The sequence below is a fragment of the Chitinophaga sp. genome (genome assembly GCF_017745275.1).
Taxonomy (GTDB): Bacteria; Bacteroidota; Bacteroidia; order Chitinophagales; family Chitinophagaceae; genus Chitinophaga.
Genome location: NZ_JAGHZS010000005.1, coordinates 84,153 through 107,488 on the forward strand (window position 1 = coordinate 84,153; position 23,336 = coordinate 107,488).

General features: G+C 45.5%; 20 protein-coding genes. 11 read left to right on the forward strand and 9 right to left on the reverse strand.

Annotation, left to right across the window (positions count from 1 at the left end; all coding sequences use genetic code 11):
* Positions 1–144: 144 nt before the first annotated feature.
* Positions 145–1,959 carry a beta-galactosidase family protein gene (locus J7623_RS15415; protein WP_291921717.1) on the forward strand — a complete coding sequence of 605 codons (1,815 nt, stop codon included), beginning with the start codon at positions 145–147 and terminating at the stop codon, positions 1,957–1,959.
* A gap of 210 nt (positions 1,960–2,169) precedes the next feature.
* On the forward strand, positions 2,170–2,613 hold the full coding sequence (locus tag J7623_RS15420; protein ID WP_291921718.1) for a CBS domain-containing protein: 444 nt from the start codon (positions 2,170–2,172) through the stop codon (positions 2,611–2,613).
* Between the two features lie 128 nt (positions 2,614–2,741).
* Here the strand turns inward: J7623_RS15420 and J7623_RS15425 are convergent, their stop codons facing one another.
* The 3 genes from J7623_RS15425 to J7623_RS15435 form a co-directional block, all read right to left on the reverse strand.
* On the reverse strand, positions 2,742–5,186 hold the full coding sequence (locus J7623_RS15425) for an outer membrane beta-barrel protein (protein ID WP_291921722.1): 2,445 nt from the start codon (positions 5,184–5,186) through the stop codon (positions 2,742–2,744).
* A gap of 64 nt (positions 5,187–5,250) precedes the next feature.
* The gene (locus J7623_RS15430) at positions 5,251–5,526 is read right to left on the reverse strand and encodes a hypothetical protein (RefSeq protein WP_291921724.1); all 276 of its coding nucleotides are present in this window, start codon (positions 5,524–5,526) and stop codon (positions 5,251–5,253) included.
* Positions 5,527–5,604: 78 nt separating this feature from the next.
* Entirely contained in the window at positions 5,605–6,873 is a 1,269-nt protein-coding gene (locus tag J7623_RS15435) for an aspartate kinase (protein ID WP_291921727.1), read from the reverse strand.
* 140 nt (positions 6,874–7,013) lie between these two features.
* Between J7623_RS15435 and fbp the strand changes: the two genes are divergently transcribed.
* The 5 genes from fbp (at position 7,014) to J7623_RS15460 (ending at position 10,763) form a co-directional block, all read left to right on the forward strand.
* Positions 7,014–8,024: a class 1 fructose-bisphosphatase gene (gene fbp, locus J7623_RS15440; protein ID WP_291921729.1), complete on the forward strand. Its 1,011-nt coding sequence runs from the start codon at positions 7,014–7,016 to the stop codon at positions 8,022–8,024.
* A 157-nt stretch (positions 8,025–8,181) separates the two neighbouring features.
* Positions 8,182–8,673 (forward strand): CAP domain-containing protein, encoded by a 492-nt coding sequence (locus J7623_RS15445; RefSeq protein ID WP_291921732.1) that lies wholly within the window; start codon positions 8,182–8,184, stop codon positions 8,671–8,673.
* Between the two features lie 216 nt (positions 8,674–8,889).
* Positions 8,890–9,654 carry an ABC transporter ATP-binding protein gene (locus J7623_RS15450; protein ID WP_291921735.1) on the forward strand — a complete coding sequence of 255 codons (765 nt, stop codon included), beginning with the start codon at positions 8,890–8,892 and terminating at the stop codon, positions 9,652–9,654.
* A 12-nt stretch (positions 9,655–9,666) separates the two neighbouring features.
* The gene (locus J7623_RS15455) at positions 9,667–10,194 is read left to right on the forward strand and encodes a YfiT family bacillithiol transferase (RefSeq protein ID WP_291921737.1); all 528 of its coding nucleotides are present in this window, start codon (positions 9,667–9,669) and stop codon (positions 10,192–10,194) included.
* Positions 10,195–10,211: 17 nt separating this feature from the next.
* Positions 10,212–10,763, forward strand: a complete 552-nt coding sequence (locus tag J7623_RS15460) for an NUDIX hydrolase (RefSeq protein WP_291921739.1) — start codon at positions 10,212–10,214, stop codon at positions 10,761–10,763.
* A gap of 1 nt (position 10,764) precedes the next feature.
* Here the strand turns inward: J7623_RS15460 and J7623_RS15465 are convergent, their stop codons facing one another.
* From J7623_RS15465 to J7623_RS15475, 3 genes are all read right to left on the reverse strand, one after another.
* A complete protein-coding gene (locus J7623_RS15465) occupies positions 10,765–12,054 on the reverse strand; it encodes a folylpolyglutamate synthase/dihydrofolate synthase family protein (RefSeq protein WP_291921741.1) in 1,290 nt (429 codons plus the stop codon).
* 4 nt (positions 12,055–12,058) lie between these two features.
* Positions 12,059–13,510 carry a DUF5723 family protein gene (locus J7623_RS15470; protein ID WP_291921744.1) on the reverse strand — a complete coding sequence of 484 codons (1,452 nt, stop codon included), beginning with the start codon at positions 13,508–13,510 and terminating at the stop codon, positions 12,059–12,061.
* Positions 13,511–13,668: 158 nt separating this feature from the next.
* Positions 13,669–14,559 carry a hypothetical protein gene (locus J7623_RS15475; RefSeq protein WP_291921747.1) on the reverse strand — a complete coding sequence of 297 codons (891 nt, stop codon included), beginning with the start codon at positions 14,557–14,559 and terminating at the stop codon, positions 13,669–13,671.
* A gap of 145 nt (positions 14,560–14,704) precedes the next feature.
* On the opposite strand from J7623_RS15475, the gene J7623_RS15480 reads away from it, so the two are divergent.
* A complete protein-coding gene (locus J7623_RS15480; protein ID WP_291921750.1) occupies positions 14,705–15,946 on the forward strand; it encodes an MFS transporter in 1,242 nt (413 codons plus the stop codon).
* A 106-nt stretch (positions 15,947–16,052) separates the two neighbouring features.
* Entirely contained in the window at positions 16,053–16,940 is an 888-nt protein-coding gene (locus tag J7623_RS15485) for an AraC family transcriptional regulator (protein WP_291921753.1), read from the forward strand.
* 132 nt (positions 16,941–17,072) lie between these two features.
* Here J7623_RS15485 and J7623_RS15490 read toward each other — a convergent pair whose 3' ends face one another.
* Genes J7623_RS15490 through J7623_RS15500 form a run of 3 tightly spaced genes read right to left on the reverse strand, consistent with a single transcriptional unit; the run spans position 17,073 to position 20,049 of the window.
* Positions 17,073–18,368, reverse strand: coding sequence for a radical SAM protein (locus tag J7623_RS15490; protein WP_291921755.1), 1,296 nt, complete (start codon positions 18,366–18,368; stop codon positions 17,073–17,075).
* Positions 18,369–18,401: 33 nt separating this feature from the next.
* On the reverse strand, positions 18,402–18,989 hold the full coding sequence (locus tag J7623_RS15495) for a hypothetical protein (RefSeq protein WP_291921759.1): 588 nt from the start codon (positions 18,987–18,989) through the stop codon (positions 18,402–18,404).
* 16 nt (positions 18,990–19,005) lie between these two features.
* Positions 19,006–20,049, reverse strand: a complete 1,044-nt coding sequence (locus J7623_RS15500; RefSeq protein WP_291921761.1) for an agmatinase family protein — start codon at positions 20,047–20,049, stop codon at positions 19,006–19,008.
* 237 nt (positions 20,050–20,286) lie between these two features.
* Here J7623_RS15500 and J7623_RS15505 point away from each other — a divergent pair, with 237 nt between their 5' ends.
* Both J7623_RS15505 and ccsA read left to right on the forward strand, forming a co-directional pair.
* Positions 20,287–20,685 (forward strand): cytochrome c maturation protein CcmE, encoded by a 399-nt coding sequence (locus J7623_RS15505; protein ID WP_291921763.1) that lies wholly within the window; start codon positions 20,287–20,289, stop codon positions 20,683–20,685.
* Between the two features lie 103 nt (positions 20,686–20,788).
* Complete coding sequence (ccsA, locus tag J7623_RS15510; RefSeq protein WP_291921767.1) at positions 20,789–23,272, forward strand: cytochrome c biogenesis protein CcsA; 2,484 nt, start codon at positions 20,789–20,791, stop codon at positions 23,270–23,272.
* Positions 23,273–23,336 lie beyond the last annotated feature (64 nt).

Genomic DNA, 23,336 nt, shown 5'->3' on the forward strand with positions numbered 1-23,336 from the left:
CAAAAAGCTATTAAAGCGGTTGATCATTGCGGATATTATTATTCGCTCCAATCAACCGCTTTAATAGCTTTTTGCTTTCAGCTTTTTGCTTTCTGCTATTTTTCGCGTATTTTGTACGCTTATCTGCAACATATTATTTGAACAATGAAGAAAGTAATTTTAAGCGGTATGCTGGCGCTGTCTTGCTGGATGGGACAGGCTGTACAAGCACAAAGCAAACATTCCTTTGCCTTGAGTAAAACTGATTTTATGCTGGATGGTAAGCCATTCCAGGTGATTAGTGGTGAAATGCACCCGGCACGTATTCCCCATGAATACTGGCGTCACCGTATCCAGATGGCGAAAGCGATGGGCTGTAATACAATTGCAGCTTATGTTTTCTGGAATTACCATGAGCCGGTGAAAGGGCAGTTTGATTTTAGCAGCGGCAATCACAATATTGCGGAATTTATCAAAATAGCACAGGAAGAAGGAATGTGGGTATTGCTTCGCCCGGGTCCTTATGTATGCGCTGAATGGGAGTTCGGCGGACTGCCACCTTACCTGTTGCAAACACCGGACATCAAGGTACGTTGTATGGATCCACGCTATATTGCAGCAGTCCGTACATACGTAGACCGTTTGTCGGAAGAAATAAGGCCTTTACTGGTGACGAATGGCGGACCAGTAGTAATGGTGCAGATAGAAAATGAATACGGTAGTTATGGTAACGATAAAGATTATCTGAATACCTTGAAAGAAATGTGGGTGAAGAACGGTATCAATGTACCGTTTTACACAGCAGATGGTGCCACCGCTTATATGCTGGAAGCTGGTGGGGTAGAAGGAGCCGCCATAGGACTGGATTCCGGTGGTTCCGAAGCAGATTTTGCTGCAGCTAAAAAGCAAAACCCGAACGTTCCCGCCTTCAGCAGTGAATCGTATCCCGGTTGGTTAACCCATTGGGGCGAGCAGTGGCAACGTCCGGGCATAGAAGGAATTTCCAAAGAAGTGAAATTCCTCATGGATACAAAACGCTCTTTTAACTTGTACGTGATTCATGGTGGAACCAATTTTGGTTATACTGCCGGCGCCAATTCCGGCGGTAAAGGCGGTTATGAACCCGATGTAACCAGCTACGATTATGATGCACCTATTAACGAACAAGGAGCCGCTACGCCGAAGTACCAGGCATTGCGTCAACTCTTAGGTACCTATCTCCCGAAGGGTAAAAAATTACCGGCTATCCCGGCACCCATTCCTACTATTACCATTCCTGAATTCCAGCTTAGTGCATTTACTTCCGTATGGGATCATTTGCCAACAGCTACAAATACACCGCAGCCCAAGCCCTTTGAAGCTTTCGGACAGGACTATGGCTTTATGTTGTACAAAACCACACTGATCGGGCATAAGAGCGGTAAATTGACCATTAAGGATTTGCACGATTATGCTACTATATTTATCAATGGAAAATATGTAGGTAAACTGGATCGTCGTTTGGGAGAAAAAACCATTGATATTCCGGTAACCGATGTGCAAAACCCGGTGCTGGAAATCCTGGTGGAAGGTATGGGCCGTATTAATTTCGCAGATGCTATCATCGATCGCAAAGGGATTACGGATCGTGTAGTCCTCAACGGTATGACCCTGATGAACTGGGAAGTATACGGTTTACCAATGACAGAAAAATTTGTAGAAGGCCTGAGTGCTTCTGCTGTTAATACCACTAAGCCGGGACAGTTCTTTAAAGGTACTTTTAATGTCGAAAAAACGGGGGATACTTATATTGATATGTCTGCCTATAAAAAAGGCATTGTATGGGTAAATGGTCATAATCTGGGCCGTTTCTGGGAAATAGGACCACAGCAAAGACTGTACTGTCCAGCTCCATGGCTGAAGAAAGGTGCCAATGAAATCGTTGTATTCGATTTGCACCAGGAAACGGCAGCACCGGTGTCCGGAGCAGCAACGCTGTAAAGCTGAAAGCATAAGGCACAAAGCAAAAAGCTATTGAGGCGATTGATCGAAGCGTAGGATTAAATATCCGCTCTGATCAATCGCCTCAATAGCTTTTTGCTTTGTGCCTTATACTTTCAGCTTTTTTTCCCCTGTCTTGCTTTTAACAGCGAAAATTGGTAACTTAGAAAGACTGGTTTTTCATTTATTTACTGTCTTAAAAGGCTTGCCATGGGAAAAGTACGTAATATCCTGCAGGTAAAGGGTCATGCAGTATACTCAATAAACCCGGACAACACCGTTTTTGAAGCGCTTGAAATGTTAGTAGATCATAACGTAGGCGCACTTACGGTAGTTGATAGTCAGGAGCAGTTCCTCGGTATCTTTTCAGAAAGGGATTACGCCCGCAGAGTCATACTAAAGGGACGAGCCTCCAAAGAAACACTGATCCGCGAAATCATGACGGAACACCCTATTACAGTAACGGAAGAAGATTCTATTGAAGACTGTATGGCACTCATGACAGATAAAAGAATTCGTCACCTGCCTGTTGTAGATGCACAGAGCCGGTTAATAGGCCTGATATCCATTGGTGATGTGGTGAAGTTTATTATAGATGATCAGCGCCATATCATTAATAGCCTGGAACATTATATTACAGGAACACATAGGTAAAGCAGAAAGCAAAAAGCAAAAAGCAAAAAGCATAAAGCTATTGAGGCGATTGATCGAAGCGTAGGATTAAATATCCGCTCTGATCAATCGCCTCAATAGCTTTATGCTTTATGCTTTCTGCTAAGAAATCATCCCGCTCTGTTTTGCTCGTCCGTAGTACCTGTTTTCCTTTCTCTGGCAGCTTTAATACTCGCACTGCCAAATTTATAACTGAAGGTAAGATTCACCGTTCTGAACTGCCAGGTATTGAAGATACTCATGTTGAGGTTGGCGAATTCTGCTGCACCACGATAGGCTTCATTACGAAGGATGTTATTGTAGCTTACTTTGACGGTAGCGTTTTTATTCAGGAACATCTTCTGTACGCCCAGGTTCAGGTTGTACTGGCTGTAGCCTCTGAAAATACCGAATACAAACGGAGAGTTGTAATATCCCATTACTTCTACTTTTATATCATGTGGCAGCGTGATGGTATTGGTGCTGCTGATATAGTAGTTAAAATTATAACGGAAGTAAGGCGCATTGGTAGCAGGATCTTCAAACTTATATTGGTTATAGGAAAGATCTACACTGTTATCACTGGTCCACCATTTGGTTACTTGTACCGGCAGTGTGAGTAGCAGGCTATAGATATCTGTTTTATCGTAGTTACGTTCTGTACTGATGGATGCCTTTGTACTGTCGTTTTGCGTAATAAACTCCTCCATCATATCCTTAATCCGTGAGTATCGCAGGGTAGCAATATACTTATCTTTAAATGTATAGGATAATTCAGCGATGTTACTGTATTGCGGCTTTAAGTAAGGGTTTCCCTGGAAATAGGTGTATTTGTCGAGATAGAACATAAAGGGATTTAATTGCCCATATTGCGGCCGCTCAATTCTGCGTGACATTGCCAGGCTGATCTTATTTTTATCATTTATTTTTTGTTCTATGTTGAGGTTAGGGAAGTAGTCGGTATATGAACGTTTTACATACTTATCTACCGAAAACGAATGCCCGGTAGACTGGGTATTTTCTACTCTTAAACCCAGCTGCACTACTGTTTTATGTATTTGTTGTTTATAGTTGGCATAGGCTGCGTATACATTTTCCTGGTAGTTAAACCGATCGCTTCTGGAAGGTGCAGGAACGAAGATTCCTTTATACAAGGAGTCAAATTCCAGTGCGTTGGTGGTAGTGACAAAGCTGGTTTTAGCTCCTGCTTCCAGTTTGATGTCTTTATTGACAGGCCAGCTGAGGTCGGCCTTTAAACTTTTAATGATTACCTGGGTATTTCCCAATGTTTGAATGCTATTCGGATTTCTGTTTAATTTCGTGTGGCTGTCAAATACACTGTCGTTCAACTGCATCCGGCGGTGGTTATTGAATTGGGCGTAGTCGGCATCAAAGCTGATTTCACGGCCGCCGGCGGTGTCAATAATGCCTTTGTAATTAAGATTAACTGCAATGTTGTCGAATTTATTCTGGTTTACCGTAAGTGAATTCAACACAGAATCCGGCGGCAGATTAGGCCTGCCCAGGTGAGTCTGGCTATAAATCTGGTTGTTGAATGCATTTTTAAAGCCATTGGCCAGCACGCCAATAGTGTGCTTCTCATTGATGAAGTAATCCATCCCGAGTTTGAGGTAGTTATTTTTGAAGCGGTTACGCTGAAATACATCCTGTTGCATAAAAGTAGTGCTGCCGTCGTTTCCCGTTACGGAACGCTTATAATCGCGGGTTACCTGCCGGGGATAGTCGCCCTGGTCGAAGTTGCCGAAGATGTTGAATTTCTCTGTTCTCCAGTTAATATTGCCGGATAAGCCGTAGCGGCCATATCTTGATTGGGTAAGGGTGGCGCTGATATTACCGTTTATCCCGGTCATTTTCCCTTTTTTAGTTTTGATATTGATGATACCGCCGTTACCGGAGGCATCGTATTTGGCAGAAGGGCTGGTAAGGATTTCTATGGAAGCAATACTTTCCCCGGGAGTAGTTTTCAGGAGATTGGTTAACTGTTCACCGCTTAAATACGTCAGTTTACCATCGATCATTACGGTAACACTTTGTCCCTTCAGGGTTACGTTTTCGTTGTTATCTACCTGTACACCGGGTGCTCTGCGCAATAAATCCAGGGCGGTGTTACCGGAGGCAGCCATGCTATTTTCAATATTCATCACGGTCTTGCCTGCGGAGCTTTCTATGTAAGGCTTCTGGGCTGTTACGTTGATGGCCTGCAGGTTTTTACCCAGCGGGGGTAATGCCATATTAGCCAGGTTGATCGTTTTATGGGTGGCATCTATCTGAAAGGCAGTACTGTAGGAGGTGGTATACCCCATTTGAGAGGCCTGTACAAAGTAATGCCCGGCGGCAATTTTGTCGAATGCGCAGGTGCCGTTTTCGGCGGTCATTTCTCCTTTTACAAGGGCGGAGTCTTTTGCCTTCCGCAGCATGACGCTGGTGAAGGGGAGGGGCTTGCCCGCATTATCTGTTACGGTAAGGGTAATTTTTCCTGTTGCGTTAGATTGTTGTGCAATAGCCGAATAGGCGCAGCAAAACAGCATTCCCAGGGCTACGATGATTGTTTTCATACTATCGTTTCCGTTATATGTTTTCTCAAAAGCTAAACCAGTAAATAAGTAGGGGGCTTACGTTCTATTTCTTCGGGTAACTATGCTGAAAGTATCTGAATACCAGGTCTATCATATTATTTGCTGTTTCCAGCGGCATTTTCTCTGTGTCATTCACTATGCAGGCAGTACTGGCAGGTGCAGCGGGTGTTTCCCGGAAATTTCCGAGCGTAATCAGATATATAGGCAGTTCATACGGTCGGTTAGCCGTATGTGGGCCATGGGCTGCCAGTTTTCCCCCGAGTACTACCATGAGCATCAGGAAAGTACCCAGGCCTAAAACGATAGCAACTTTTTTCATACCTCATTCATTTTAACTAAAGACGAACAGGTAAAAAAAAAGTTGCACGAAAGGACGGAATAATTTTACGGGATAAGTTTATTTTTTCCAGAGACGTTGTATGGTGGCTGGCGAACGCTGCTCCAAAAGAACAGTATGCCCGTTACTGAGTTCTTCCAGTAAGCTGGGCTGGTAATAACGTACGGTCAGCAGCTCCAGCCCCTCATTATACACGATTTTGAATTGCTGATGCAGGGTTTTGATCAGCAGTTCTATCTTTTCCGGGTTATTATCTATGCAGCAGGAAAAGTTAATGGCCCCGTTCTGCATCAGGTTTATTTTCACCTTCAGCCCGTGGAAGATCTCATAGATATCGCTAATCTTATCTTCTGTAATAAAAGAGTAGTCTTTGGAGGTGATATTCAGCAAAACCTGGTTCTTTTTCAGCACAATAATGGGAGGCAGTTGTTTTACATCCGCTGTTTCCCTGATCACGGTACCTGGCAGGTTTTTATCCAGGAAGCATTTTACCAGCAATGGTATCTGTTTGTTTTGCAGCGGTTTAATGGTTTTAGGGTGGATCACCTGGGCACCATAGTAAGCCATTTCAATCACTTCTCCATAACTGATCTCTGGTATATTGACGGTATTAGGGAACTGCTTTGGATCTGCATTTTTCAGGCCTTCCACATCTTTCCAGATGGTTTGGCTTTCAGCATCCAGCATATTGGCAAAAACAGCTGCGGAATAGTCGCTGCCCTCGCGGCCCAGGGTAACGCTTTCATTTTGATCGGTAGCGCCTATAAAGCCCTGTGTAATCACTATGTTGGTATTCCCGAAAAGCGGCAGCACTTTTTCTGTTACCTGCCGTTGGGTATAGGTCCAGTCAATGTTGGCATCCCGGAAGTTGTCGTCTGTCCGGAAAATATCCCTTACATCTAACCAGATGTTGGTAAGACCAATGCTATTAAAAAAGGCACTCACAATGGCGGTACTCAGCAGCTCACCCACGCTCACGAGTTGATCGTAGTAGTAATCGTAGGTACGCAATGGCTTTTCTCCCAGGGTCCATTCTGCTTCGGTAAAGAACTGCTGCAGTTGTGTGAACAGCGGATGCTCCCGGGTACCCAGCAGCGCTTCGGCCACATTCAGATGATGTTGCTCAATATTAAACAGCAATTGTGCGGCAATTTCCCTTTTCCGCTGGAAAAAGTTTTCCGCCACTTTTTCCAGCTCATTGGTTGTTTTTGCCATGGCAGAAATAACAATGAGGAGTTTTTCATCCGGGAATGACTGTACTATTTGCGCCACCTGGCGGATACGTTCAACACTTTCTAAACTTGCGCCACCAAACTTGAAAACCTTCATATGATAGTTTATCTTCTATTAAAAAATTATTTGGCAAAGTAAAACAAGTTTAGAATTGTTTTAAAATCTGTTTGCGGATAAATGACACCCCCGTTAAAATAGTGGCAATTCCTTTAATTTCGTTCATACAACCTAACGTTATGAATCTTAAGCAAAAAGTAATGACCCTGGATGAATTCACTATCCAGGAATTGCGGAATTATCCGGGTGCAACCGGACAGCTATCCGGTTTGCTGCGCGATATAGGGCTGGCAGCGAAAAGGGTAAATGTGGAGGTAAATAAGGCTGGTATTGCGGACATCCTCGGAGAAGCCGGTAAGACCAACGTGCAGGGCGAATCCGTAAAAAAATTAGATGAATTTGCCAACGAACAATTTATCAGTTCCCTGGAAACCAGCATCTATTGCTGTGGGGTAGCCTCCGAAGAAAATGAAAACTTCATCCCTTTCCATGATGAGCATTCCAAAAAATCAAAGTATGTGGTACTGCTGGATCCATTAGATGGTTCCAGTAACATAGATGTAAATGTATCTATCGGTACCATTTTCTCGGTATATCGCCGCCTTAGCCCTGAAGGTACGGAATGTGAACTGGAAGACTTCCTGCAGCCAGGTACCTACCAGATTGCCGCCGGCTATATCATTTATGGTTCTTCTACGATGATGGTATATGCTACCCGCCGCAGTGTACAGGGCTTCACACTCGACCCTTCCATCGGGGAGTTCTGCCTGTCGCATCCTAACCTGAAATGTCCGCCCGACAGCGATATTTTCTCCGTTAACGTTGGCTACTACCACTTATACGAGGAAAAGATCCGTAAGTCTATCGATCATTTCATGGCCCGCAACGAAAACGAGCGTATTTATCGTCATCGTTTCGTGGGATGCATGGTCGCGGAAATACATCGTACCCTCATCCAGGGAGGGATCTTTATGTATCCGGCTTTCGGCAAATATTCCTCCGGACGTTTAAGACTTTGTTACGAGTGTAATCCCATGTCGTTTATCATGGAAAAAGCCGGTGGCGTAGCCATGGCCAATAGTAAGCAGCGACTGCTGGAACTTAAACCGGTGCAGTTGCACCAACGGATGCCTATTTTCATCGGCTCCAAAAACATGATGGATGCCTGGCAGCACATCATGAACGGTTAACAGCAAAAAATATGTAAAAAAACGGTGTACCCGGAATACAAAACATTCCAGGTACACCGTTTTTAATTTCTGGTACAACAGTTGTTAAACATGAGGCTGTTTTAATAGTCTTAGTATTAACCATCATTTATTTTTAATTATTAACCATTTTTATTCTATGTTGATTTTGAAGAACCAACGGATCCTTACGTTACTGTTAGCGATGTTTGCTTTTTTCCAGGCCAGCGCGTGTTCACGTGCCACCACCCGTTCGGCAGACAGCAGTAACGCCGGTGGTAGTATGACCGAGCAAATCCTTTACTACACCAATAAGTTTCGTCAGTCCAAGGGGTTGAAGCCTTTACAGCTGGATGCCACCATCAGCCAGCAGGCGCTCCGCCATAGCCGCGATATGGCCAACGGCAGCACCGGCTTCGGGCACGAAGGATTTGAAGAACGGGTAGCCAATGTCTCCAAAAAAATGGGCCGTGTTTCCAGCGCCGCTGAAAACGTAGCCTATGGTACACTTGACGCGGAAGCAGTGGTTAACGGCTGGATTAAAAGCCCTGGCCACCGCAAAAACATGCTGGGCGATTACACCCTGATCGGTATTGGAACCGCTGATAAAGGCAGAATCACGTTCTTTACACAAGTCTTTATAAAGCAGTAAGTTGATCAGCGCGGATTTTGTCTTTGTACAGGATTAAACTGATTACACTGATTTTTATTTTTTTACTAAGAAAGATGGGAGATCGGAGCGGGTATACCTGCTTCGATCTCCCATCATCTTTTTAAATCATTAAAATATCCTCTATCTTATCAGTATAATCCCGCGCAACGACAAAATCCGCTCTGCTTTCTGCTCCACTTTTACTAATTTGCCCCCATGGAAAAGAAAAAGATCATTGAGGTAAGTAACCTGGTTAAAAAATACGGGGATTTTACCGCGGTAAAAGGAATCAGCTTTGAGGTGTATGAAGGGGAGATCTTCGGCCTGCTAGGCCCTAATGGTGCGGGTAAATCAACTACCCTGGAAATTATTGAAACACTTCGGGATAAGACGGAAGGAAAGGTAATTGTTGGCGGCTATGACCTCGACAAAGATCCTAACGACATCAAAAAGATTATCGGTGTACAGTTGCAAAGCTCCGGCTATTACCCGGGACTGAACCTGGTGGAACTGATTGAAATGTTCGGCGGCCTTTATAACCAGCCGGTATCGCCTATGCAACTGCTGGGGATGTTCAACCTGGAAGATAAGGCCAAAGCAAAATTCAAAGAGCTTTCCGGGGGCCAGAAGCAACGCTTTTCCATTGCTACCACCCTGATCAACAAGCCACAGATTATTTTCCTGGATGAACCTACCACCGGGCTGGATCCGCAGGCCAGACGTAACCTCTGGGACCTGATCCAGCAGGTACGCAACCAGGGCACTACTGTAGTGATCACCACCCACTATATGGATGAAGCAGAATTCCTCTGCGATCGCTGCGCAATTGTTGACAGCGGGCGTATCATTGCCATCAACTCACCGGACGCACTGATCGATCAACTGGTATCTTCCGGTTTCGAAAGACAAAAAGAAGTAAAGAAAGCCAACCTGGAAGATGTGTTCATTCACCTTACAGGCAAGGATCTGCGGGAAGAATAAAATCAATATCCAATGGAAGCACTGAAATATCCTATTGGCCGTTTTGTAGCATTGCCGGAATATACACCTGCTATGCTGCAGGGGTTTATTAAAGACATTCACTATCTGCCTCAGCTGATAGAAATCGCAGTGCAGGACCTGGATGAATACCAACTGCAAACACCCTATCGCCCCGAAGGCTGGACGGTAGCGCAGGTAGTACATCACCTCGCCGACAGTCACATGAACGGGTACACCCGCATGAAGCTGGCTCTCACAGAAGACGCGCCCATCATCAAGCCATATGAAGAAGGCGCCTGGGCACTATTGCCGGATGTGAAGTTTACACCTATCAATATGTCCATTACGCTGCTACATGCACTGCATACCCGCTGGACCTCCCTGATGGAACACTTAACGCCGGCCGAGTGGGAACGGACATTTATTCATCCGGCCAATGGAACGCAGCATAATTTGAAAACCCATGCGGCCAATTATGCCTGGCATGGAAAACATCACCTCGAGCACATATTGCGCCTGAAGGAAAGAATGGATTGGTAAAGCTTTGATATATGAATATGGATTGGAAATTATTGTCGTCGGAATACCTGTTTAAAGACGGCTGGCTTACTGCTCGCAAGGACAAATGCGAAACACCTTCTGGTAAAATAATAGCACCGTATTATGTACTGGAATACAATAACTGGGTAAATGGTGTGGCATTGCGGGAAGACGGACAGGTGATTATGATTCGTCAATACCGGCACGGAATAGGAAAAACACTGCTGGAAATTCCCGGTGGTACTATGGACCCCAGCGATCCTTCTCCACTATTTGCCATGCAACGGGAAATGCTGGAAGAAACCGGTTACGAATTTAAAGAATGGATATCATTAGGGACTATTGCGCCCAATCCTGCGTCCAGCAATAATTATACGTATATGTTCCTAGCTACCGGCGGCGTAAAGGTGCAGGAGCAGCAACTGGATCATAACGAAGAAATTGAAATTGTAACGATGCCGCTGGGAGAACTGCAGCAACTGGTATTGGACAACAAGATCGAACAAAGTCTGCACACCACCTGTATCTTCTACGCGTTGCTGCATCTGGGTAAAATGGGCATGAAGTAGTTTACATCACTTCCGCCACCACAAAAAAGCTTCCACATACCAGGATCAGATCATCCTGCTGGGCATGTTGCCTGGCTGCCTGTAAGGCTGCCTGCACAGAAGCATGGGCATGTCCATGTAATCCGCTGGCTGCCGCCATTTCTGCCAGCGCTACTTCGTCCAGGGCACGGGGAATTTGTGCTTTACAAAAATAATAATGGGCAGTAGTGGGAAATAAAGGCAGCACTTTTTCTACTTCCTTGTCTTTTACAAAGCCCACTACAATATGCAACTGTTGATAGTTGACATGGCCCAGTTGTTCCATGATTTCCCGGATACCCGCCTCATTATGTCCCACATCGAGCACTGTGAGAGGATGCTGCTGAATAACATCCCAGCGGCCTCTTAAGCCAGTAAGTTTTTTTACATGCGACAGGGCGGCACTGACGTGTTCCCAGGTAATATGCCATCCGTTTTGTTGTAATACTTTAACAGCAGATAATACCCCCATCACATTTTTTTCCTGGTATTGGCCATTCAGGTCGAGTTGTAACTGACGCATTATTTGCTGGCGTGTATCCAGTAACGTTATATCCAGGTGGCTACCGTTGATAGCACTGGAAGACTCCATCCATTCCTGGTCCGCAAAGTGAATAGGAGCGTTTAGCGCGGCAGCTGTATCGATAAAAACAGGGGCTACTTCTGATTGCGTTTCACTGATAACTACCGGTACGCCTGCTTTGATAATACCGGCTTTTTCTCTGGCTATCTGGGGGAGGGTATCTCCTAAAATATTTTTATGGTCAAAGCTGATATTAGTGATCAGCGATAGTTCAGGGGTAATAACATTGGTACTGTCCAAACGTCCGCCCAGTCCCACTTCTATGATGGCGATATCTACGGCCTGTTCGCGGAAATACTGGAAGGCCATAGCTACCGTCAGCTCAAAGAAAGAAGGTTGTATATCTCCGATATGCGACCGCATTTGTTCTGTAAAACGGATCACAAATTCTTCCGGCACTACCTGGCCATTGATGCGGATACGCTCTCTGAAATCCAGTAAGTGTGGAGAAGTATATAATCCGGTTTTGTAGCCTGCCTGCTGGAAAATAGCCGCCAGCATATGGCTGGAAGAGCCTTTCCCGTTGGTACCGGCAACGTGGATGGTTTTAAAGTGATGTTGCGGATGATCCAATATCTCCAGCAACGCCAGTGTATTATGTAAATCTGTTTTAAATGCACTGGCGCCCACCCGGGTGAACATGGGTAGCTGCGCGAAAAGATAGTCCAGGGTTTCTTTGTAAGAGGCCATATTTTTAATAATTAACCGGGCAACCCAGTTGGCCTTTGCCACCTTTGCTATCGCCCCGTTGGAACATGCTTGAATTTAACCGCAAAGCTACGAAAGCGGCCGCATGATCGATACGTCTTTCAAAAAGGTTGGTAAAAAGAGTAGAAGAGCCCAGCAGCAGGGGGCCTACACGAAATGCAGCACCAATATCAGCCTGGCCGTTATGGTTGATAGACATAGGTAGGTAGGCTCCAAAGATCTGTGTTTCATAACGCGGCGTAATATTCAATTGGGTAAGTGCATAGGTTTTGCTGATATCTGTCTGACCAGCGGTTAATGCAATCACTACCTGTGTACTTACAAAAAATCGACCGTCAATATTGTAATCACCCATCAGGTTCAGGGCAGTTGGCAAGGTCATATTGAAAGTAGAGTCGCCAGGCAATGGAGTGAAATATTTATTCAACCGGCGTGCATATTGTTGCAGGCTCTCGTTTTTCCGGTATTCAATGTCTTTGGGCACTATATGGTCTTTCACCAGGCTAAGATCTGTATTAATGGATCCTTTGGTGTATTTGATTTTACCGATATCTGTAATGGAAACGCCTATACGAAATTTGTAGTCGTCGGCATCTGTGTTTTCATAAGAGCCGAAGCCGCCATTGTCGGGGCGGTACTCATATATTACGCCGATATCGGCACCCACACCGGCGTTTTCAAACAGTTTCAGGTTGCTTTGTGCAGGCGATTCCCAGTGATCGAGTTCTTTGTTATAGCCATAGCGCAGCGTACCGCTGCTAATAGTAGCATCCTGGTTATTATTGAGGCGAAATGCCACATCCTTTGCAGAAGCGTAACCGGCCGCCACACCGCTCAGCAGTTTAAGGGTAACGCCGGCTTTCCAGCGACCTGTATAAGTTTCTTTTAAAACACGCGCATAGCTTAATCCCAGCTCATGCCAGATATGGGCGCTAACACCTGTTTGCGGAATACTTAAATTAACATTACGATACCCGGTGTTGGGGTAATCTACTCCAAAGAAATTAGCGATAGGGGTAGTTACATTTCCGGCATTGCCACTGCTACGCATGCGCCACACAAATGATACTGATTGTTTTTCATCGATCGCGTATAATACAGAGGGCAGCATCACTTCTGCCATTCCCCAGCCATTTTGTTTCCTGTTGGCACCTTCATCCAGGAAATAATCGCGGTTGCGGCGGAGGGTGTCGGGCATACTGAACAATACAGACTTGGGTATACTCGCATACGTGTTGCCGGCATTTACGTCTACTCCCACGATATTGACATCCCATTTATAACGATAGCCAGCAGCACTGGCGGGGTTGGATAGCACGCCATAAATGCCCGCATGGTTGCTGTTATTGTATCCCGGAAAAGTTTGTGCCATAGCGGCATAAGTCAGTAGTAGCAGTACTGATGTGCTGAAAAGGATACGGTTTAGTCTTACAATCATTACTGGCGATAAAAAATAGGTTTCTCGAAATGACACGAAAATCTTGCTCTTTGTTGCTCTTGAAGTCATAGGTAGAGTTATAGGAAATCCGGGTCCGGTTTTTAATACGGCGATAGCAGTGAATACACAGCTATACGATATTTAAAACACGGTAATTATTATTCAGCTTTAAAATAGAAACGTATGGTCCCAAACTGTTCTTCAGGAGCATCCGGATTGGCATTATATTTCAGTTGTCCGCTTCTGGCTGCTTTTTTTGCAATTTCAATCAGCTGTGGATTGCTGATGGTGGACCCTTTCATACTAAAAGTGGCAGCCGTCACATTTCCTTGTTGGTCTACTTTAATATTGATGGCTACATAGCCTGTTTCGGTACCATCGTAGGTGACTTGTGGTCGTCCGATCAGGCTTCTGCCATTGAGGTGAAAATCGGAACGTCCTCCTCCGAGTCCGCCGCCCGTATATCCGCCGCCGTTAGGGTTGCCTCCCAGTTGGCCACGATCGCCGGGTTTGCCGGTATTTCCTTCTCCGGTGGCATTGTTGGAACCGTTGGCATTGTTACCGCTATTAGCACTGTTACCGGTACCGCCGCCAAATACTGCTTTAGGTTTAGGAGCAGGTGGTGCAGGTCTGGGAGGTGCTTCTGTAGGCTTTTTAGCAGGTTTCACCACCGGTTTGGGTTCCAGTTTTTTAGGAAGCTCTTTGGGCTTCTCTACTGGCTTTTCCGGCTTTTTCACTTCGGGAGCTTCTTCTTCATCCTGTGTGGCAATGTCCTGAGGAGGTTCGCTGGCATCTTTTGCAGCAGTAACAGGGCTTTCGGCAGGTGCCGGTTCCGGAGCTGCTGCGCTGGGTGGATTGGGATTCAGTGGTTGCTCGGTTCCCATCCCTTCATCAGAGGTACCCAGGTTCACTTCCATCCCCAGATCCTGGTCGGGCAGGGGTGGAGGAGCAGAAAAGCCGGTAAATATAAGCGCTACTAACAGCAACGCATGAACGCCGATAGTAATGCCTAGTGCCTGAATATTTTTTTTACCGTTTTTTTCCTCCATGATAACTCTATTGAGCGCCTGTTTTGACCAAAGTTAATGTTTTGATCCAGAAAAAATAATCACTCATCAAAAGATGAATTCCGGATCTTTGCAAAAACTGTGCTGTTAATCCGGTTTTTGCTATTTATTTTTTTTCGCCAATTTTATGAACCTCGCAAAACAAACTATCCGTCTTTATCAGAATGCCTACACCGGCCTTTCCCCTGCTACCTGGTGGTTATCACTGGTGTTGCTGATCAATCGTAGTGGTACCATGGTCATTCCTTTTATGACGGTGTACCTCACACAACATCTACATTTCTCTATTGCCCAGGCAGGCCTTGTGATGGCTTGTTTTGGCTGCGGCGCTATTGTGGGCGCGCTGCTGGGCGGATGGTTATCTGACAAAATTGGCTTTTACCAGGTACAGTTCTGGAGCCTCTTCTCTAACGGATTATTGTTCCTTTTATTGGGTCAGATGCGCACGTTTGAGCAAATATGTATCTGTGTATTCGTGATGAGCTCTGTGGGAGATGCCTTCCGGCCGGCCAACAGCATTGCTGTAGCGGCTTATAGCGCTCCTGAAAACCGTACCCGCTCCTATGCATTAAACCGGTTGGCTGTGAACCTGGGTTGGTCGGTAGGCCCGGCTGTGGGCGGTATTCTGGCCAGCTTCAGCTACCAGTTACTTTTTTGGGTAGATGGATTTACCTGTATGGCGGCCGCAGTACTGATGCGAATTTTCCTGCCACCGGTGCCTGCACCGGCTAAAGCCGAAAAAGCAAAGGTGATGAAGGAAGATAAAGTATGGAAGGACGCTATTTACCTGTGGTTCCTATTATTTGCTACCGTGAATGCCATTTGCCTGTTCCAGTTCAGCAGTATCGTTCCCTTGTATTTTAAAGACGTGATGCACATGGAAGAATGGCAGATAGGCCTGAACATGTCTATCAACGGTATTCTCATTGCCCTGGTGGAAATGATCATGGTGTACCGGCTGGAGGGTACACGCCCCAATCTTGTATTCATCGCGAGGGGGGCGGTGATGGTATGTATCTCCTACCTCTTGCTGAGTATATTGCCGCCGTTCTGGGCGGTAGCGGGCTTGTTTATGGTCGTGATCACCTTCGGTGAAATGTTCTGCCTTCCTTTTATGAACAGTTTCTGGATTGCCAGAAGTAAGGATCATAACCGCGGACAATATGCAGCCCTGTATACCATCTCTTATTCGCTGGCCAATATCGTATCGCCTACTACCGGCGCTTTTGTGGTACAACATCTCGGATTTAAGCCCTGGTGGGTGCTGACCGCCCTCGGTTGTGTATTGTCAGGAGCAGGGTTCTGGTGGCTGCAAAAGAAGCTGGCAACGCACAAAGCTGCCGCGCCGGCATCCAGCCTGGCACAGTAGGGAAAACATATGATGCCCGGCCCGGGATATGGTCGAAATTGTTAAAGACTTTACAATTATTGTCCTCAAAATGCTAATTTTGCTTAAAAAGTAGTAAAATTGGTTAATGAAAGTAATTCAATTTACTGTTCCCGTGGCCGAGCAAGGTGCTGTAGTGATACAGGAAGATATTCTCCCATACTTCTATAATTATCTGCATCGTCATAAGGAGGCACAGGTTACACTCATCATAAAGGGAGAAGGCACACTCATTGCCGGCAATTATACCCAGCCATTTAAGGCCGGGGAAATTTATGTGATTGGTGCTAACCAACCGCATATGTTTAAAGGGGATGCCCGGTATTTTGAAAATTTACAGGAGAAGAATATTCACGCTATTCATATTTTCTTCGATCATGAACAGGCGTTGCAGGGATTGTTTTCCTTAAAGGAAATGGAAACGGTCCGCAAATTCTTACAGCTTACTGCCAACAGCCTTCAATTACCTGCTGATCACGCCGAAAAAATAGGCGCAGATATTTTAAAAATCTCGCGTCTCAGCGGTGCAGAGCGGCTCCTGGCATTTGTGGGCATGCTGGTGTATTTCTCCAAACAGGTGAAGGAATGGAAGTCTTTATCCACCGGGTTCTCCAGGCACTCCTACAGCGAATCGGAAGGATTGCGCATGAACGATATTTATCAATATACACTGGAGCATTACGCGGAGAATATTTCACTCGGGCAAATTGCGGGAGTAGCCCATCTGACAACCTATGCCTTCTGTAAATATTTTAAGAAACATACCCGCAAAACTTATCTTGAATTCCTGAATGAAATCAGGATTAATGTGGCTTGTAAGAAAATCATTAATGGAGATTTCGATAGTATCGCTGCTGTAGCCTATGCCACCGGCTACAACAATCCTATCACCTTTAACCGGGTATTCCGCAAGGTAACAGGCATGTCGCCTTCGGCGTATGCACGCCAGTATCGGTTTGAAGAAGTTGAAAGTTGATATAGAAGCATAAAGCATAAAGCCGAAAGCAAAAAGCTATAAAAGCGAATGACCAAAGCGAGTATTTAAACTTTCCGCTTTGGTCATTCGCTTTTATAGCTTTTTGCTTTCGGCTTTATGCCTTATGCTTAATCAATGTGCGAAATCCTCCATATAGTCACCCGTAATGCGCTCCATTGGCGGATTGAAATAACCGAATTTAAGATCGGGGAATTCCTCATGGATCAGTTCCTGTAATTGTTTCACACCCAAACATTCTCCGGTTTCTGTGATGCCCAGTTTACCCAGGTACCAGTCCGGATCGATGTTGAAGTTACGCCACTGAATCATATTCAGGCCCGTTTCGCGGATCAGTTTGCGCAGTGCCTCGTATTCATCTGCACTATCGGTCATGCCCGGGAATACAAAGTAGTTGATCGATGTCCAGCCACCAAATTCGCGTACTACTTTCAGGCTTTCGATGATATCTTCAAAAGCATAGTTGTTAGGACGGTAATAAGGGGTATAATATTTTTCCTGGGCAGAGTTCAGGCTCACACGGATACTGTTCAAACCTGCTTCACACAGGGCTCTTACGGCATCAGGCTTGCTCCCGTTGGTGTTGATATTGATACTGCCTTTAGGTGTATGTTTACGTATTTCGATGATAGACTCCCGGATGGTTTCCCACATCAGTAAAGGCTCGCCTTCGCAACCCTGGCCAAAGCTCACGATAGGGAAGGGCGCAGTTTCCAGGTGTGGCACGGTGTATTCTACAATTTCTGCTGCAGTTGGTTTAAAACGCAAACGGTCCTGCGTAGAAACAATGCTTTCTTCCTCCGGCTGGAATGAAATGCAGCCAACGCAGTTGGCATTACATGCGGGTGAGGAAGGAATAGGGCATTCCCATCTTCCCATAAAGTAATTACGCGCAGCAGGACACTCATAAGTCAGGGCACAGTTCTCTGCCAGGTGCTGTACCAGCCTGTTATGCGGATAGGCTTCTGTCAGTGTTTTTACGCCTTGTTTCACCTTTTTGGCGTCGAATCCGGCGCATTCCTGGCGGATATCGGCTTCAATACGGGTAGCGGGTACATAAAACTTGCCATCCAGCCAGCCCACAGCCGTGTAGCAAAACAGCGGCAGTGTAGGCGCGTCCGGCATGGTTTCGTATGCTGCCAGGTAAAAACCGGTATGTGCCGGCGGAATGAAGGCAGCTACGGCCCATCCTTTATCACAAAGCTGCATATCGCCGGTGGCGGCATTGATACCAATACCACGGCGTCCGGGCAACTCATACAAATTACCTCCTTCCGGTAATTCGATCCACTCATCTGCTTCCACCGGCCATGCATCCCAGCCACTACGGCCGGTTACATACATGCTGGTATCTTCAAAAATATTCCCTTCACCGTCAGAATATAATATGTAAGGTGTCTGTTTTAACATTTTGTGATTTTATGGCCTGCTGGCGGAAATTGTTTACTGAACCCTGCTCTGAAAGAAAGTATTTAATGTTTCTCTTTCTTCTTTGCCCGGTTCATCCAGTATTTCCAGCTGCAGAATCTTGTTATTTTTATAGTCTATTGTCAGTAAGTCGTTCCGCAAAATTACGTTATTCAGCTCGTTCCAGCCAACCAGCTTTTTAGAGAAGGTGGTGGGGAGTGTAATACCGGTGGTATCCAGTTTTACATAGGAAGGCTTAAAGATGATATATTCCATCCAGCCTACATACGCTAAACCAATACCTGTCAGGAACGAAAACAAAGCGCTCAGTGGCTGCAGGTGCGACAAAAAATACAAACTACCTGTAAAGCAGATCAGTGCTTCTATCATCCGCGCGACAGTATTGGCTTCCGAAAACTGTTTAAACCGCTTCATGCTGAAGGGAAATGCTATCGCCAGTAACCCTACTGCCAGGAAAAAGACCACCAGGAACCAGTTAGGCTGCGGACTGCGGTATACGGCAATCGCGTTAATCAGGAACAGGATGCCAACCAAACCGTGCATTACCGGTAATAACCGGATTCTACTACTGGTGTTGGGATGCAGGATGCGCAAACTATGCATGTACAGGAATGTAAGATTAAGAATTAGAACTTATCAACAGGTTACACAGTTTGAACAATACGCGGGCACCTACGTTAGCATCCCATTCGTCGTGGGAAGCGCTCACTTCATTCAGATCAAACCCAATCAGCTTGCGGCCGCTGGCCAGCACCCGCTTAAAGAGATAATATACCTGTTCTACTTCAAAACCACCCGCTACCGGCGTACCTGTATGCGGACACAGTTTAGGATCCAGCCCGTCGATATCAAAGCTGATATATACCTGCTGTGGCAGGGTAGCTACAATGCTGTCGCAGATCGACTGCCAGGTTTCCCCTTCAAATTGTCTTTCTTTGATTTGTTTATCGAAGAAGGTCGCTACGCGGCCTTCGCTGTTATTAATATAATCTACTTCTTCTTCACAATAGTCGCGGATACCTACCTGTACCAGTTTCGACAGTTGCGGTACTTCTGCCAGGGCATTGTACATAATAGAGGCATGGGAATAAGTGAATCCTTCGTAAGCGTCCCGCAAATCGCAGTGTGCATCGATCTGGAGAATACCGAAGTCGCCGGCGTGTTCACCAATGGCTTTGAAGAAGCCCAGTGGTGTACTGTGATCACCGCCTACCAGTCCTACCAGCTTGCCTTTTTCCAGCAAAGCTTTGGTTTGGGTGTATACCCATTCGTTCATGGCACGGGTACCGTTCCCTACGTCTACCAGTGTTTTTTTCAGAAATTCATTTTCAGAAATATCTCCCCCTTCAGTCAGGAATTTCAGGTACAGCTCTGCTTCTTTACGCAGGTAATCGCTGCGTAGTAACAGGTGCTTATCTGGTTCACGCATGTAAAAACCCTGTTTCCAGCCATCTTTCACATCAGCATCATAAAGATCGATCTGAAAGGAGGCCCTGAAAATACGCTCTGGTCCACGGGCTGTACCATTATTATAAGATACGGTTACTTCCCAGGGAACAGGTAATAATACCAGCCGGGCTTCGTCCTCAGAAAAAGGTAAGCCAAAAACGTTGTTGGATAAAAGACCAACTGAGTTAGGGTCAAATTGTGATAAATCTGCCATGATAAAATCGTACTTTTCTAAATTCCGCGCAAAGATAGGATTATGTTTACTTACAGCCCTCCTTCTGTTAAAAAGAATTGCCTTTTATATAAAATTTGTCCGAAGAAGGTCATTTTGACTTAATTTTGCCGATTAATCGGAAACAATTAAAAGAAAGGAAAAGGCAAGAGAGGTTAGGTGCGCGCTGGTAAAGGGTTTTGCTGTTTGAATCAAATCAATAGGGAAGATAATTTTCATATGAAAAAAACAAATATTATTCTGCTGGTGGTAATTGCGGTAGCAATTGGAGTGATAGTAACAATGGTGGGGGATTTCAGTACCTATGAAACTTTTGCAACAGCCCGTGAAAAGGAAGGAAAAGAGTTTCATGTGATCGGGAAGCTCGATACATTAAAAGCTATGAACTACGATCCCATCAAAGATGCTAACTTATTTAGCTTCTATGTACACGATAAAACCGGGGAATCACATAAAGTAGTATTCTACGGAGCCAAGCCAACCGACTTCGAGAAAGCTGAATCCATTGTACTCACTGGTAAAATGGAAGGAGGCGAATTTCATTGCAGCAAAATTCTGATGAAATGTCCTTCTAAATATAAAGACGACCAGGTGGTGGTCGGCAATAAACAACTTTAAAGTAACTATTTGAACATTTTGAAGGGTTGTCCGGCATACACCGGCATGAACAGTTATTTCAAAATGCGCAATGCCGGAATATTCACATCTCTAGAGGAATTTTATGAAGTTTGTAGGGGAACATTTACTGCCGGGCCAACTAGGCCACTTCTTTGCCATACTGGCATTTGTAGCATCTATAGTAGCCACGGTTGCTTATTATAATGCCGTTAAATTAAAAGAACCTTCTTTACAGGAATCCTGGAAACGACTGGCACGCTGGTCTTTCGTCATCCAGTCTGCTGCCGTGATCGGTGTTTTCTCCTGCCTGTACTATATTCTGTATAATCACTTTTTTGAATATAAATACGCATGGCGTAATACGTCCCGTGACTTGCCTATCCAATATCTTTTATCCAGCCTTTGGTCCGACCAGGAAGGTAGCTTCCTGCTCTGGAGTATCTGGAATAGTATACTGGGCATTGTCTTGATCCGTACTTCCAAAAAATGGGAAGCGCCGGTAATGACCATTTTTTCGCTTGCACAGCTGATTATGGCCAGCATGCTGCTTGGCATATTCATCCTGGGTTACAAAGTAGGCAGCAATCCGTTTATGCTCCTGCGTCAGGCGCCCGAAAACCAACTGGCACCTATTTTCCAGACGGCTGACTACATGCAGCATATCCACGATGGAAACGGTCTGAACGTAACCCTCCAGAACTACTGGATGGTGATTCACCCGCCGATCCTGTTCCTGGGCTTTGCTTCCATGATCATTCCTTTTGCCTTCGCTTTTGCCGGGGTTTGGACCCGCGATTATACCGGTTGGGTAAAACCAGTACAGCCATGGGGCCTGTTTGCCATTGCCTTACTGGGTACAGGCATCATGATGGGTGCCGCATGGGCTTATGAATCCCTGAACTTCGGTGGTTACTGGGCCTGGGATCCGGTAGAAAATGCCTCCCTGGTACCGTGGCTTACCATGGTAGCTGGTGTACACACCCTGCTGGCCTACAAAGCAACCGGGCACTCGCTGAAGTCTACCATCTTCTTTTTCTTTATTTCTTATGTAATGATCCTCTATTCCTCCTTCCTTACCAAAAGCGGTGTGCTGGGAGATACTTCCGTACACTCGTTTACGGACATGGGGATGACAGCACAGTTACTGTTTGCGATGCTGGTATTTACCATACCATCTATCACATTGCTGGTCATACGCAGAAAAGAAATTCCATCTGTGAAGAAGGAGGAAAACAGCTACTCCCGTGAGTTCTGGCTGTTCGTGGGTTCCCTGATTATGCTGATTGCCGCTATCCAGGTAACCTTCACCACTTCGATCCCGGTGTGGAATAAGCTGATGAGCTTCACCGGCCTCAAAGGACTGCTCAATACGAACGATATTGCGCCGCCATCAGATGTCATTTTCCATTATAACAAAATTCAGATCTGGATTGCCATTGTACTGGGTGTATTAACCGCCATTGTACAATTCATGAGATATAAGGATACTCCCCGTGGAGAACTTACCAAAAAACTGGCAATTCCTACATTGGTGTCTTTACTGTTGACCGGCCTGATCGCCTGGAAAGGTACCATCACCTTCGATAAATATGGCGCCGGGTTCCTCACGGCTATTTACATGATGCTGTTTGCCAGCATTTACGCCATTGTGGGTAACGTGACTTATATTTTCTCCGGTCTGAAAGGCAAGCTGAAAAACGCAGGTGCTTCTGTAGCACATATCGGTTTTGGTATGGTGCTGTTAGGTATACTCATTTCTTCCGCCAAAATGGAAGTGATCTCCTATGATCGCATGAAGATGCTGAATGATGGCTTCTTCAGGAAAGAAAGCAAGCAAAATCCGCGCGAAAACATCATGCTGCCAAAAGACGTACCGGTACAAATGGGCGATTATCATGTAACCTATACCGGCGATTCTATTGCAAAAGGTGATGCGAAAACCTATTACAAGGTAAATTATGAGAAGAAGGATAAAGCAACCGGTAACGTTGTAGAACGGTTTACCCTTTACCCGGATGCGTTTGTAAACAGGAAAGAAAACTCTATTTCCTCCAATCCTGCTTCCAGACACTATCTGACAAAGGATATCTACACCTACGTATCTGCTGCACCTAACAAAGAAGAAGAAGCGAAAGCGGATACTACTCCGTACGTATCACACCTGATGAAACAGGGTGATTCCGTATTCTTCTCCAAAGGATTTATTGTACTGAAAGGATTGAACACCAAACCGGAAAGCCGCAATTATGTGCCACAAAATGGTGACCTGGCGGTAGGCGCAGAGCTGGAGGTATACACTCAAACAGACGACCACTTTAAGTTACAGCCGATCTACTTCATCCGCGACAGCAGCTATCAGTATAGTGTGGAAGATACGTTGGCGCCGCTGGGACTGAATGTAAGGTTCTCCAAGATAATGCCTGCAGAGAACAAGATCGAGCTGAAGGTCAAAGAAGCCGCCGGTTTCAGCGATTATATCGTGATGAAAGCCCTGATATTCCCTTATATCAACGTTTTGTGGTTAGGGATCATCATTACCGTGGTGGGTACTTTTATGAGTATTTATCAGAAAGTAAGAAGAAGATAGGCGCTGCCTGTATTTTATAAGAAGAAATCCTCCGGTGGCGATGCTGCCGGAGGATTTTTTCTTT